Raw genomic sequence first — 13135 nt, 5'->3', positions numbered from 1 at the left:
GGCCGGAGCCTCTCAGAGCGCCCCCGGCTGGTCAACGGCGTCCGCTAGTCGCGGAGCGCGCGATCGATGATCGTGTCGACGTGCGAGAGCGCGTGATCGAGATCGAAGCACCGCGCGATCTCGTCCGGGGCGAGCAGCGCCGCGACGTCCGCGTCGGCCGCGAGGTTGTCGCGGAAGCGGCCCTCGCCCGCGATGGCGCGCATCGCGCAGCGCTGCACCAGCTCGTAGGCCGCCTGGCGCGGCCTGCCCTTCTGGACGAGCGACAGCAGCACCGCCTCGCTGAAGAAGAGCTCGCCCGTGCGGTCGAGGTTCTGCCGCAGCCGCTCGGGGTAGACGACCAGCCCGTCGACGAGCCCCGCGGCGCGGTCGAGCATGAAGCCGAGCGTCGAGGTCGCGTCGGGCGCGATCATCCGCTCGACCGACGAGTGCGAGATGTCGCGCTCGTGCCAGAGCGGCACGTTCTCCAGCGCGGGGATCACGGCGGCGCGCACGATGCGCGCGAGGCCGCACAGGTTCTCGCTGAGGATCGGGTTGCGCTTGTGGGGCATCGCGCTCGAGCCCTTCTGGCCTGCGGAGAAGCGCTCCTCCGCCTCGCCGACCTCGGTGCGCTGCCAGTGCCGCACGTTGGTCGCCAGCCGCTCGATGCCCGCGGCGATGAGCGAGAGCGCGACGAAGAACTCGGCGTGGCGATCGCGCGCGACGACCTGCGTCGAGACCGTCTCGGGGCGCAGGCCGAGGGCGGTGAGCGCGCGCTCCTCGATGCGCGGCGACAGGTGCGCGTACGTCCCGACCGCGCCGGCGATCTTGCCGACGGCGATCGCCTGGCGGGCGGCGGAGAGGCGCGCCCTGCCGCGCTTCATCTCGGCGAGGTGGCCCGCGAGCGCCAGGCCGAACGTGATCGGCTCGGCGGCGATGCCGTGGCTCCTGCCGATCATCGGGGTGCGCCGGTGCTCGTCCGCGCGCCGCGCGAGCGCGTCGCAGAGCTTGTCGAGCCGCGTCGAGAGCATGTCGGCCGCGCGGACGAGCAGCATCGCGAGGCTCGTGTCGAGCACGTCGCTCGAGGTCATCCCGCGGTGCAGCCACCGCGCCCCCTCGCCCGCCAGCTCCTCGACGTGGGTGAGGAAGGCGATGACGTCGTGCTTGACCGTGCGCTCGATCGCCTCGATCCGCGCCGCGTCGAGCGAGAGCTGCTTCCCCCGGATCCCCTCCGCGATGCCGGCGGGCACGAGCCCCTCGGCCTCCATCGCCTCGCAGGCGGCGAGCTCCACCTCTAGCCATGTCTTGAACCGGGTGGCGGGCGACCAGAGCTCTTCGAATTCGGGCGGGGTGTAGCGCGGGATCATGGGCGGGACGCTGCGAAGGTCTGGAGGGTGCGTCAAGGATGGAGTGGCCCCGGGTGGCCCGGGCGCCCCCCGGCGGCTCGCGCCGCCCGGCGTGCGCGACGCGGCTTGCGGGCGTGCGGCGCGTTGCGAACGTTGCGCCCGATGCCGACCGAAGCAACGGCGCCCGCGCGCGCCGATCAGGGCGGGGCGCTCGCCCGGCCGCCGCACGCGGCGGGCGGCGCCGCGGGAGGGGGGGTGCCCGACGCGTCGGGCGAGCCGACCGAGCGGGTCCCCACGACCGAGCCGGCTCCCGCGACGGAGCGGGTCCCCGCGACGGAGCGGGCTCCTGCGCGCGAACGCGCTCCTGCCGGCGAGCGCGCGCCCGCGGGCGAGCCGGCTCCCGTGAGCGAGCGCGCCCGCGCGAAGGAGCCCGCCCCGGCGAGCGAGCCGGCCCGCTCGAGCCTGCGCGGCGGGCGCCGGGTGAAGCCGTACATCGTGGTGGTCGCGATGGACCTGTCCGAGCCGGGCGGGCGGGCCTGGCGCTTCGCGTTCGAGCTGGCGGCGCTCCGGGGCGAGACGGAGATCCACGCGGTGGTCGTCGGCCCGCGCCAGGTCGCCCCCGCTGTGCGCGACGTGACGACGCCCGGCGCGTCGTCGCCGCCCTCGCTCCGGGTCCTCCAGCACCGCTTCGCGGACGGCCAGCCGCGGCTCATGGCGATGCACTTCCGCACCGGCCGGCCCGACCGGGCCATCGTCTCGCTCGCCCGCGAGCTCAGCGCCGATCTCATCGTCGTGGCCACGCACCCGCAGTCGTCCCTCCAGCGGCTCTTCGGCGGCTCCACCGCCGACAGGATCGCGCGCAACGCGCCGTGCCCGGTCGTCGTCGTGCGCCCCAAGGAGGACGACGACGCCGACGCGGCCGAGTACGACCCCCGGCTGCGATGACGCTGCTGCCCCCGCGGCCTACCGCGCGCTCGACGCCTCCGGCGCGCCGGCCTGCGCCGCCGCGGCGGGCTTTCCGGGCGCGCTGACCCCCTCGGCCGTCCCCCCCTCGCGCGTGTCGGCGTAGCCCCACGCCACGCCGGCGGCGTCGACGAGGAGGTTGTTCGCGTCGCCGATCGGCATCGGATCCATCGCGACGGCGTGCCCGCGCCGCGCGAGGTCGTCGAGGGCGGCCTGCGGCGGGGGCGTCAGCCGCTCGACGCGCACCCGGTCCGGCATCCACTGGTGGTGGACGCGCGCGTGCCGGACCGCCTCGTCGATCGTCATCCCGTGGTCGACCAGGTTGCGGAGGACCTGCGCGACAGTGTTCGGGATCGTGTCGCCGCCGGGAGAGCCGAGGACGAGCGCGACCTTGTCGTCCCGGCTCACGATCGTCGGCGTCATCGAGCTCGCCATGCGCTTGCCCGGCGCGACAGCGTTGATGCCCGTCTCCGAGAACGCGCCCATCGCGTTGCCGAGCAGGATGCCCGTGCCGGGGATCACGACCTTCGACCCGAAGCTCGCCGACTGCGTCGTCGTGCACGAGACCGCGTTGCCCTGCGCGTCGATCACCGAGAAGTGCGTCGTCTCCGGAGACTCCGGCGCGACCGCGCCCGCGACCGGCGCGATGTCGCCCGCCGGCGTGGCGCGCTCCCGATCGATGGCCGGCGCGCGGCGCATCAGGGCGCCGCCGTCGAGCAGCCTCGCGAGGAGCTGCGACGTCTCCGGCCCGACGAAATCCGGGTCCGCGCTCACCTGGCGCCGATCGGCGTACGCCCGCTTCGCCGCCTCGACGAACAGGTGCAGCGACAGGCCGGAGTCGACCGGGGCCTCATGCGCCTTGACGCGCTCGAGCGTGAGCATGATCTCCGCCAGCGCGACGCCGCCCATCGACGGGGGCGGCATCGTGTCGACGGTGAAGCCGCGGTACGAGAACCGCAGCGGCGCGCGCCACTTCGCCTGGTAGGCGCGCAGGTCGCTCTCGGCGATGTGCCCGCCGCGCTCGCGCATCGCGGCGGCGATCTTCCTGGCGATCGCGCCCTCGTAGAACGCGCGCGGCCCCTCCGCGGCGAGCGTCTCCAGGGTGCGGGCGAGATCGAGCTGGCGCACCAGCTCGCCCTGCGCGAGCGGCGCCTTGCCGCGCCCCCAGATCGCGCTCGCGGCGCGATCGGCCCGCAGCCGGGGCCATGACCAGCGCAGCGTGAGCGCCTGCCGCGCGCCGAGGCGGTGCCCCTTGCGCGCGAGCTCGATCGCCGGGGCCAGGAGCTCGGCGAACGGCCGGCTGCCGAACCGCTCGTGCGCCAGGGCAAGGCCGGCGACCGAGCCCGGTACGCCGGCGGACGCGTAGCCGTACGCGCCGGCGCGCACCATCGCCATGTTCGACGCGGTGGTCACCGACGCGGGCGCGGCCTCGCGGAAATCGACGGCCTGCGTCTCGCCGTTCGCGAGGCGGATCATCATGAAGCCGCCGCCGCCGATGTTGCCCGCGCTCGGGTGGGTCACCGCCAGCGCGAACGCCACCGCGACCGCGGCGTCGACCGCGTTGCCGCCCCGCCGCAGCACGTCCGCGCCCGCGCGCGTCGCGTGCTCCTCGACCGAGGTCACGAGCCCGGCGTCCCCGCGCACCGCGCGCGCGCCCCCGGAGGCGAGCGCGATGGGCGGCTCCGGCGGCAGCGGCTCCGGCGGCGCGGCGGCCGGCGCTTTCCAGCGCTGCGGCGCCGCAGCGCTCGCGGCCTTCGGCGCCGCCGCCGCGCTGGAGAGCGCCGGCGCGCCGGCGATCGCGGGGGCCGCCGCGGGCGGGGCGGGCGGCGTGCGCGACTCGCAGCCGGCGAGCAGCGCGAGGGCGAGCGCCCAGCGCGGGCTCGAACGACGATGCAGGGTCATCAAGGTGGTCGCGAATCTACTACGGCGCCGCCCAGAGCCAGGCCGCGCCGCCACGGTGCCGGAAAACACAAGGCCGGGCCGCGCAAGGCGACCCGGCCCGGGGATCGTTCACGAAGCGCCGGCGCGCGCCGTCAGGCGCGCCGGCCGCGGCTCAGGACCGCTTGCGGCGGCGCGCGGCGGCCACGCCCACGCCGGCGACGAGCGCCGCGAGCCCGGTGCCCGTGAACGGCGCGGTCGACCCCGGCGCGGCGGCGCAGGAGACGCTCGCCTCGGCCTCGGCGTGGGCCTCGACCTCGATGTTCTGCGAGAGCAGCCAGTTCTTGCACTCCTCCATGCTCCCGGCGATATCGACGTACTGCCCGTCGCAGAACAGCGCGCCATCCGGCGTCGAGCACTGCACCTCGCACCCGCCCCGGAGATCGGCGGTGCAGTCGGCGTTGCAATCGATGTTCGCCTCGACGTTGCACTGCCCCTCGCAGCTCGCCTCGCACTTCGCGTCGCACGAGGCGCTCGGCGGGGTCCCCTGGCAGCTCACGTCGCACTCGGCGTCGCAGTCCGCCGAGCACGCCGCCTCGCAATCCGCCTGCGCCCCGCCGCCGTTGGCCTGGGCCGAGCAGTCGGCGCTGCAGCTCGCCTTGCAGCTCGCCGAGCAGCTCCCTTCGCAGCTCAGGCTGCCTGGGTCGACCTCGCAATCCGCCTGGCAATCCGCTTCGCAGCTCCCGGTACACGACGCCGACGCGGTGCCAGTGCACCGCGCGTCGCACTCCGCCGTGAACTGGACCGGCTCACAGTACCCCTCGCAGCCACCCGAGGTGCGGATCTCGCACCGTCCGGCCGCCGCCGCCTGGAGGGATCCACAGGGATTGCCCTGGGCTGATGCGGAAGAAGCAACGAGAACGGGAACAGCAAAAGTAAACGCACTCACAAAAAGCTGAGCAATGGTCCGTCGCATTCGAATTCTCCTGGGTTTAGGTGCGCGGGGTCCGCGTGGGGTCGCTGCGGCTGTTGCAATCGGACGACCAGCGCCACCCTTTGAAGCATTTTGCGAAAAAAAAGTCTCTGCGGCCGTTCCCGCTTCGTCACGGCGTGTAGCCGTGTTCACGGCCCGATGATGCGACATGCCACACTGCGCGCATGTCCGGCCAGGTAACACACGTACGGCAATATCCCGCGCGGTGATCAGCGGCTCACAGTGTCGGCGATCTGCCCTTTTCCGTACCGCGCCACCACGCCTTTTCGCGCCCTGTCCGGGGTCGGCTGGCTGAGGAAGTCGCCGCCGACCGCCCAGAAGGCCCCCTCCCCGTCGGCCCAGACGGCGTGGAGGTCGGCGTACGGCTCTTCCGTGAACTCGTCGATCCAGGCCCCGTCGACGAGGCGCTGCTTGAGGCCACCATAGCCGACGATCGCGACCTCGCCCGGCCGTCCGCAGGCGACGCCGTTGACGTCGTTGGTCAGCTCCACGTCGATCCGGCGCCACGCCTGGCCGTCCGAGCGGAGCACGTCTCTCCCGCCGACCGCGTACACCTCTTCACGGCTGCAGCCGGCGACCGTGAAGAGGGTTCCCTGCGCGATCGGCGGATCGGATTGCAGCTCCCAGGTCGAGCCCGCGCGGTGCCAGATCACGCCGAACTCACCGACGGCATAGAGGTCGTCGGAGGACTCGCCCCACACCTTGTAGAGCGCGCGGCCCGTCGCCTGGGGCAGGTCCTCTCTGGACCAGGCGCTGCCGTCCCAGTGAAGGACGATATCCTTCTCCGCGTCCTCGCCGGCGCCGGGCGTGCCGCCGACCGCCCAGGCGTCGTCGGGTGCGAACGCGATGACGCCCCACAGGGTAGCCGCCGTCCCGGTCTCGTGTCTGGTGAAGACATTTCCGTCCCAGTGCGCGGCGCGGCCGCGCTCGCCGACCATCCACACGTCGTTCGGCCCCGAGCCCGCCACCCACCAGAAGGTCTCCTCCCCGCCGGCCGGGAGCTCGCGCCACGTCGCCCCGTCGTGATGCAGCGCGAGCGACTCGAGGCCCGTATTGCCGAGCGGCCCCCCCACGGCGAACACGTCGTCGGGGCCCGTCCCCCAGATCGACAGCACCGCCCGGTCGAGGTCGCCCTCGTCGAGCAGCACGCGCCACGCGGGCGGCCCCTCGCCGGGCGGCGTCGCGGGATCGTCAGGGCAGCCGGCGAGGACGATCGCGCCGAGCGCCATCGCTGCAATCCGGGCAATCGAGGCGCTCGAGGCGATCGGCGTCATCGGGGCAATGGAGGCAATCGCCCCGATCGGAGCAGCCGGGTGCAAGCAGGTGCGCATGGGATAGAAGACCGGGCTGGGGAGCTCCTGTCGCGGCGCCCGCCGGGCGACCGGCGCCGCGCGCGCCTGCGCGGGAGGCTCAGTTGCAGAACACGTCGTCCTGCTTCGGATAGTAGTAGACGAAGATGTTGCAGTGCTCGTTCTTCTCGACGATCGGGCCGAACGTGTAGCAGCAATCGAGCTGCTCCTCGGGCGTCAGGTTCTTCGTCGCGTCGTATTCGTCGAGGCCGCTGCAGCCCACCGCCGGATCCGGCGGCTGCCACTCGTAGGTGCAGCCGTACCAGACACCGCCGTTCTTCGGGAGCTCCAGGTCGAGCTGCGGCGAGATGAGCATCGGCGGGTCGTCCCACGCCGTCGATGTGTAGAAGCGCTCCGACTCCGCGGGCGTGCCGATCGAGGTGCCGTCCCACGTGTACATGTCGAACTTCGTGCCCCGGCTGTGGAAATGGCCGTTGGCGCCGATGATCTTCACGGGAGAGGGGCTGTTGATCTGACACGACCCCTCGAACGTGGGCCGTGGGTTCGACTGGCAGACACGGATGGACTGCTTGGTCGCGAAGACCGTGCCCATCTCGGCCGTCACCTCCTCTGCCGGCAGCGACCAGAAGTTCACCCGGACGCGGCCGACGGCCTCGGGGGTCTTCTGCGACGACGCATTCACGTAGTGCGTCTGCAGCATGAGCCACTCGTCGGGCTGGAGGACGTTCGCGACCCCGTCGGGGAACGTCCAGTCGAGCTGGCCGTCCTGCTGCGAGTTCGCGATGAGCGGCCAGTCGGCCCAGTTGGGGCTCTTGAAGCACTCGCCCACGCCGTTCTGGTTCTTCTGGATGAGCCCGCCTTCGGGCCCCAGCCCCTTGATCGTCCGCACGCGGAAGATGTTCATGTGGTGCGAGCCGTCGCGCTGGGCGATCTGCACGCGGTGGAGGTTCACGGGCGCGTCCGGGTTCATCCCGTTCGTCGCGGCGAGGTCGCTGACCTTGAAGAAGTAGCAGTCCTGCTGCTCGATCCCCGGCGGCACCTCGATGTCCTCCGTCTCTATCTGGAACCCCTCGCCCTCCGGCGGTCGGGCGAGCAGCGACGGGTCGACCTCGGGGTCTGGTACCGGGTCCGGGCGCTCGTCAATGCAACCGACAAGGCCCAGCGCAAGGGGAAGCCCACCGAACATCAGCCATCGAGCAGCCATGAGTCCCTCCAGGCAATGCAGCAGCGATGATGGAGATATACACGGTTTTGCAATTTCGAGACCACCATGTCAGGAAGACGGCAGCGTTCCGTCGCGACCGAGGCGCCTTGGCCGAACGGGGGCAGATACTGCTAGGATGTGGGAGAGGTTCAACGATGGCGGCGACCAAGAAATGCGGTCCACACACGGAGATTGCGGCGAATGACGCGACGCGCGTCACCCGGTGCGCGTGCGGTACCGTTCACGTGACGCTCCTCGGCCCCGGCGTGACATTGCGCATGCCCTCGGAAGCGTTCCGCGGCGTCGCCGCCGGGCTCAAGGCGGCGGCCGAGCGGCTCGACGACGACGCCCGTTTCGGGACGACCGCCATCAATTAGCTTGCGCGCCTGCCGCGGTGCGGCCTACCAGTTGCTCCGCCGCCGCGCTTCTCTCTCCCTCCGGATGGCGGCGGCTCGAACGAGGGCGCCTGGCGTGTACGACGACGACGCGGAGCACTGGGTCGGCAGGACGTTCGCTGGAATCTGGCGGATCGAGCGCGTGCTCGGCACCGGCGGCATGGGGAGCGTGCTGCTCGGGCGCGCCGCGGACGGATCGCATGTCGCGCTGAAGGTGCTGCACCCGGAGCTCAACGCGATCGCCGAGGTGCGGAAGCGCTTCCTGCGCGAGGGGTTCATCGGCAACACGCTCGGCGGGGCGGACGCGGTGCCCGGCGTTGTCCGCGTGCTCGGCTCCGGCGAGTCGCCCGAGGGCTTCGCGTACCTGACGATGGAGGCGCTCCAGGGCGAGACGCTCTTCGATCGGATGGCGCGCACCGGGACGATGCCGCCGGGCGAGGTGCTCGCGCTCGCGGATCAGGTGCTCGAGACGCTCGCGATCGCGCACGCGCGCGGCGTCGTGCACCGCGATCTCAAGCCCGAGAACATCCACCTCGGCAACGACGGGCGCGTGCGCATGCTCGACTTCGGCATCGCGCGCGTCGTGGACGGGCTCACGGGCCTGCCCGAGAAGACAGCGACAAAGACCGGCATGATCATGGGCACGGCGACATACATGGCGCCGGAGCAGGCCACGGGGCTCATCCACGACATCGACGGGCGCACCGATCTGTTCGGGCTCGGCGCGACGATGTTCCGGCTGCTCTCGGGCCGGCAGGTGCACGGCGACGTCACGGAGGCCATGGAGGTCATCGCCGCCGCGACCGAGCCGGCGCCGCCGCTCGCCTCGGTCGCACCCGGGATCCCGCTGGCCGTCGCGGCCGTTGTCGATCGCTCGCTCGCCTTCATCAAGTTCCACCGCTACCCGGACGCCGAGACGATGCGGGCGGACGTCCGCGCTGTGCGCGCAGGCACCCTGCCGCCCTATGCGCAGGCCGTCCTCGACGGGAGGATCCGCGCCGGCCAGCCGCTGTCGCAGCCCGCGCCGCCGATGCAACCGTCGATGCAGCCGCCGCCGGCCGCTGTGTCGCCGAGCGCCCGCCCGCAGCCGACGGTGACGGAGCCGCCCGCTGTCTCCGGCGCGTCGATGGGCCGGCCGGAGCGCACGCTCGACGACAGCCTGGCGGCGCCCTCCGCGCCCGGCGCGACGCGCGCGCAGCTGTCGACGGGCAAGCTGGTGCTGCTCGTCGGCGGCGCCTCGCTGGCCACGGGCGTCATCGCGGCGCTTGTCGTCGTCCTGCTGCTCGTGAACTGCTGACGTTCAACGGCGCCGCCGCGCTCGAGCACGGCGACCGAGCGGCGCGCGACGGCGTACGTGAGCTGCCGACGGGCCGCGGGGCGCCGGTAAGGCGCGCCGTTGAAGGCGCGCAGCGGTGCTGGTGGGGCTGCCGACGGGGCCGCGCGGGCCCCGTCGCTGTCAGGCGCGGTCGTCGAGAGGCGTGTAGGCGATCGCGTTCTCGCCGGTGTAGATCTGGCGCGGGCGGCCGATCTTGCCGTTCGGGTCGTCGTTCATCTCCTTCCAGTGGGCGATCCAGCCGGGGAGACGACCGAGCGCGAACATGACGGTGAACATGTTCGTGGGGAAGCCGAGCGCGCGGTAGATGATGCCGCTGTAGAAGTCGACGTTCGGGTAGAGCTTCCGCTCGACGAAGTACGGATCCTTCAGCGCGGTCTCCTCGAGCCGCTGCGCGATGTCGAGGAGCGGATCCTTGATGCCGAGCTTCGACAGGATCTTGTCGGCGGCCGCCTTGATGAGCACCGCGCGCGGGTCGTAGTTCTTGTAGACGCGGTGGCCGAAGCCCATCAGGCGGAAGCCCGAGCTCTTGTCCTTCGCGAGCTTGATGAACTTCGAGACGTCGCCGCCGTCGGCGCGGATCGCCTCGAGCATCGTCACGACCTCCTGGTTCGCGCCGCCGTGTAGCGGGCCCCACAGCGCGCAGATGCCCGCGGCCACCGAGGCGAAGAGGTTCGCCTTCGAGCTGCCGACGAGGCGCACCGTGGAGGTCGAGCAGTTCTGCTCGTGATCGGCGTGCAGGATCAGGAGCAGGTTGAGGACCTTCACGATGTCCTCGTCGATCTCGTACGGCTCCGCCGGGACCGAGAACATCATGTTCAGGAAGTTCGCGCAGTACGAGAGCGAGTTGTGCGGGTAGACGAACGGCTGGCCGATCGACTTCTTGTACGAGAACGCGGCGATCGTGCGCACCTTCGAGAGCAGCCGCGCGATGGTGATGTCGAGGAGATCGGTGTTCTTCACGTCGATCGCCTCGGGGTAGTAGCTCGACAGCGAGAGCACCATCGCGGACAGGATCGCCATCGGGTGCGCCGTCGACGGGTAGCCGTCGAAGAAGCGCTTCATGTCCTCGTGGATGAGCGAGTGCCGGGTGAGCAGCGTGGAGAACCGGGACAGCTCGCTCTTGTTCGGCAGCTTGCCGTAGATCAAGAGGTACGAGGTCTCCACGAAGGTCGACTTCTCGCCGAGCTGCTCGATCGGGATGCCGCGGTAGCGGAGGATGCCCTTCTCCCCATCGAGGAACGTGATGGAGCTCGTGGTCGAGGCCGTGTTGACGAACGCCGGGTCAATGCACACGTACCCGGTCTTCGAGCGTAGGGATGCGACATCGATCGCCTTCTCCCCTTCGGTGCCCGTGATCACCGGCAGCTCGATCGTCTGCTCCGTACCGTTCTTGTTCAGCGTTAACTTCGCGGTCTCCTGCACGCCTCCTCCTTCCGCCGCAGCGCGGCGTAAGCTATCACGAGCTGAGGGAAGATTGCTTCCCCAAGAAATTGAGGTGATGCGTTTGAGCGAGCCGGTCGTGCGGGGAGAGCTGTCCCACCACCTGGAGGCGCTTCGGCTGGCGGCCGAGGTGCGCCGGGTCCACGGGCGTTACGCAGACGAGGTCGTCGCTCGATATCGCCTCTGCCCGTTCATGCGCGACGCTGCAACCGGTTTCGGACGCTTCTACGTCCTGCTCGACCGGGAGCCCGTCCTGGAGACGGCGCTGGCGGCCGTGGAGGAGGCGGAGTCCGCCGTCGTGCACCTGGTTTTCCCGTGCATCCAGGCTCCGTCGCCCCAGTTCGAGCGGTTCGCGTCGCGCCTGGGCGAGCGGCTCCGGCGGGTCCGCAGCCCCGCGCCGGTCCTGGCCGCGTTCCACCCCGAGATGGCCGGCGACGAGGCGAGCTCTCACCGGCTCGTCGGTCTCCTCCGGCACGCGCCGGACCCGTTCATTCAAACGATTCCAGAAGGGTTGAACCATTCGGGGACTGTCCTGGCCGGGGCGGGCGTCGAGCCCGTCGCCGATCCTGCCGAGGACAATTACCGGCGCCTTCAAGGGGCCGGGATCGCCGAGGTCAAGGCCAAGCTGGCGGAGATCATGGCAGATCGCGACGCGAGCTATGCGCCCTTGCTCGCCCGACTCGGGCTGAGCCGCCCCGGCCCGCGCTTCGCTCCCCTCCCCTCGCGGTAGCGCCGCAGCGCGACGAGCCAAGGCCCCTTGGGCCGGGCCGCTCGACGAAATCTCCTGGGACGAAACCTCCTGGAAACAACGATGCTCGCCGCGACATGGCGCTAGCGCTCGGGCGAGCGGCCAGACGACGGGCTCGATCCGCCGGATCCCGCCCTGGCCTCGCGCTCCGCCATCAGCGGCATCAGGTAGGGAAAGCCGGCAGCCATCGTGTCGAGGTTGGGATCGATCTGGGCTGCGAGCCAGAACAGCAGCACGCAGGCGCGCTCCACGTAGAACCAGTCCTCGGGGTACTCGAAGGAGCGCATCAGCTCCTGGAGCTCGCCGCGCTCCAGCTCGGGGTCGGCCAGCTTCTCGAGCTGCTCGGGGCGGGCGCGCATCAGCGCCGCCGGCGTGCGATCCCGGATCTTGAGCAGCTTGGCGAAATAGGCCTTCACCGTCCGCTCGAGGAGCGCGTCGTTGCCCCCGGGCGCGACGAAGCCCATCCGCCGGAAGCCGCGCACGACCGCCGCGTCGTCCTCCGCGAAGGTGCCCTTCAGGATGTCGAGCAGCCCGTCGATGAGCTCGTCCCGGGCCTCGCAGATCGCGCCGAAATCGAGGACCACGAGGCGAAAACCGCCGCCCTCCTCCGCGCTCCGCGCGGCGACGAGGAAGTTCCCCGGGTGCGGATCGGCGTGGAAGAAGCGATCGGCGAAGAGCATCTTGTAGAACGCCTGCACGAGCCGGAGCGCCACGTCCGAGGGCTCGATGCCTGCGCTCCTCAGCGCGTCGAGGCGGGTGATCTTGATGCCTTCCATGAAGGTCATCGTGAGCACGTCGCGCGTCGTGAGCTCGTGGACGACCTCGGGGAACGCGACGCCCGCGTCGCCCTCGAAGTTCTGCGCCATCCGCTCCATGCACGCGGCCTCGTGCAGGTAGTCGGTCTCGCGGCGGAGCAGGTCGACAAGCGACTCGTGCACCCGCTCGATGTGCCCGACCGGGACGAACCGCTTGTAGACGAGGATCGCGAGGCGCAGGACGCGCAGGTCGACGGCGATCATCCCGCGGATGCCCGGGTAGAGGAACTTCACGGCGACCTTGCGGCCGTCGCGGAGGCGCGCGACGTGCACCTGCCCGAGCGACGCGGCCGCGAGCGGCGCGCGCTCGATCGAGGCGAACAGCTCGCTCGCCGAGCGGCCGAAGCTCGCGCGCAGCGCGGCCTCGAGATCGCTGAAGGGGTGGGGCGGCACCTGGTCCTGGAGCTGCTCGAGCTCCTTGCCGTAGGCCTTCGGCAGGAAGCCGCCCATGATCGACAGCACCTGGCCGAGCTTGATGAAGACGCCCCGCAGCTTGAGCATCGCGCGCAGCAGGCGCCGGGCGTTCTTCTGATCGACGCGGGCGCGGCGCTCGACGAGCCAGCCGGGCAGCTCCTGCGCGGCGGCGCCGCTCCCGAGGCGCCTCGCGAACACCCGCCCGAGCCCTAGCTGGATCAGGTAGCTCGTCAGGATGACCGAGAAAGCAAACAGCGCGCGGAGGAGTCGGACGGCGAGCGTCATGTGCGGCAAAGCAGCCGCACCATGCTACCGC

The 13135-nt window shown here is 71.4% G+C and carries 11 protein-coding genes; 4 read left to right on the top strand and 7 right to left on the bottom strand.

Features of this window, described 5'->3' with window-relative positions; translation table 11 throughout:
- Positions 1–44: 44 nt before the first annotated feature.
- A complete protein-coding gene (gene purB / locus WMF42_RS41395) occupies positions 45–1343 on the bottom strand; it encodes an adenylosuccinate lyase (RefSeq protein ID WP_061605327.1) in 1299 nt (432 codons plus the stop codon).
- 141 nt (positions 1344–1484) lie between these two features.
- Between purB and WMF42_RS41390 the strand changes: the two genes are divergently transcribed.
- Positions 1485–2267: a universal stress protein gene (locus WMF42_RS41390; protein ID WP_437688598.1), complete on the top strand. Its 783-nt coding sequence runs from the start codon at positions 1485–1487 to the stop codon at positions 2265–2267.
- Between the two features lie 18 nt (positions 2268–2285).
- Here the strand turns inward: WMF42_RS41390 and ggt are convergent, their stop codons facing one another.
- From ggt to WMF42_RS41370, 4 genes are all read right to left on the bottom strand, one after another.
- Complete coding sequence (gene ggt, locus WMF42_RS41385) at positions 2286–4187, bottom strand: gamma-glutamyltransferase (RefSeq protein ID WP_437688596.1); 1902 nt, start codon at positions 4185–4187, stop codon at positions 2286–2288.
- Positions 4188–4338: 151 nt separating this feature from the next.
- Positions 4339–5112 (bottom strand): hypothetical protein, encoded by a 774-nt coding sequence (locus tag WMF42_RS41380; RefSeq protein ID WP_233562249.1) that lies wholly within the window; start codon positions 5110–5112, stop codon positions 4339–4341.
- A 254-nt stretch (positions 5113–5366) separates the two neighbouring features.
- Positions 5367–6431 carry a WD40/YVTN/BNR-like repeat-containing protein gene (locus WMF42_RS41375; protein WP_437688593.1) on the bottom strand — a complete coding sequence of 355 codons (1065 nt, stop codon included), beginning with the start codon at positions 6429–6431 and terminating at the stop codon, positions 5367–5369.
- Positions 6432–6567: 136 nt separating this feature from the next.
- Positions 6568–7671, bottom strand: a complete 1104-nt coding sequence (locus WMF42_RS41370) for a hypothetical protein (protein WP_437688591.1) — start codon at positions 7669–7671, stop codon at positions 6568–6570.
- Between the two features lie 155 nt (positions 7672–7826).
- On the opposite strand from WMF42_RS41370, the gene WMF42_RS41365 reads away from it, so the two are divergent.
- A complete protein-coding gene (locus tag WMF42_RS41365; RefSeq protein ID WP_155798802.1) occupies positions 7827–8048 on the top strand; it encodes a hypothetical protein in 222 nt (73 codons plus the stop codon).
- 94 nt (positions 8049–8142) lie between these two features.
- Positions 8143–9363, top strand: a complete 1221-nt coding sequence (locus WMF42_RS41360) for a serine/threonine-protein kinase (protein ID WP_437688589.1) — start codon at positions 8143–8145, stop codon at positions 9361–9363.
- 159 nt (positions 9364–9522) lie between these two features.
- Here the strand turns inward: WMF42_RS41360 and WMF42_RS41355 are convergent, their stop codons facing one another.
- Positions 9523–10800, bottom strand: coding sequence for a citrate synthase (locus WMF42_RS41355; protein ID WP_437694414.1), 1278 nt, complete (start codon positions 10798–10800; stop codon positions 9523–9525).
- A 100-nt stretch (positions 10801–10900) separates the two neighbouring features.
- On the opposite strand from WMF42_RS41355, the gene WMF42_RS41350 reads away from it, so the two are divergent.
- Positions 10901–11572 carry a hypothetical protein gene (locus WMF42_RS41350; RefSeq protein ID WP_233562254.1) on the top strand — a complete coding sequence of 224 codons (672 nt, stop codon included), beginning with the start codon at positions 10901–10903 and terminating at the stop codon, positions 11570–11572.
- A 101-nt stretch (positions 11573–11673) separates the two neighbouring features.
- Here the strand turns inward: WMF42_RS41350 and WMF42_RS41345 are convergent, their stop codons facing one another.
- On the bottom strand, positions 11674–13104 hold the full coding sequence (locus WMF42_RS41345) for an ABC1 kinase family protein (RefSeq protein ID WP_061611150.1): 1431 nt from the start codon (positions 13102–13104) through the stop codon (positions 11674–11676).
- Positions 13105–13135 lie beyond the last annotated feature (31 nt).

Source organism: Sorangium sp. So ce176, from assembly GCF_051519835.1.
Classification (GTDB): domain Bacteria; phylum Myxococcota_A; class Polyangia; order Polyangiales; family Polyangiaceae; genus Sorangium; species Sorangium cellulosum_G.
The sequence above is the reverse complement of the archived record's forward strand: the minus strand, read 5'-3'. Positions and strand labels throughout refer to the sequence as shown.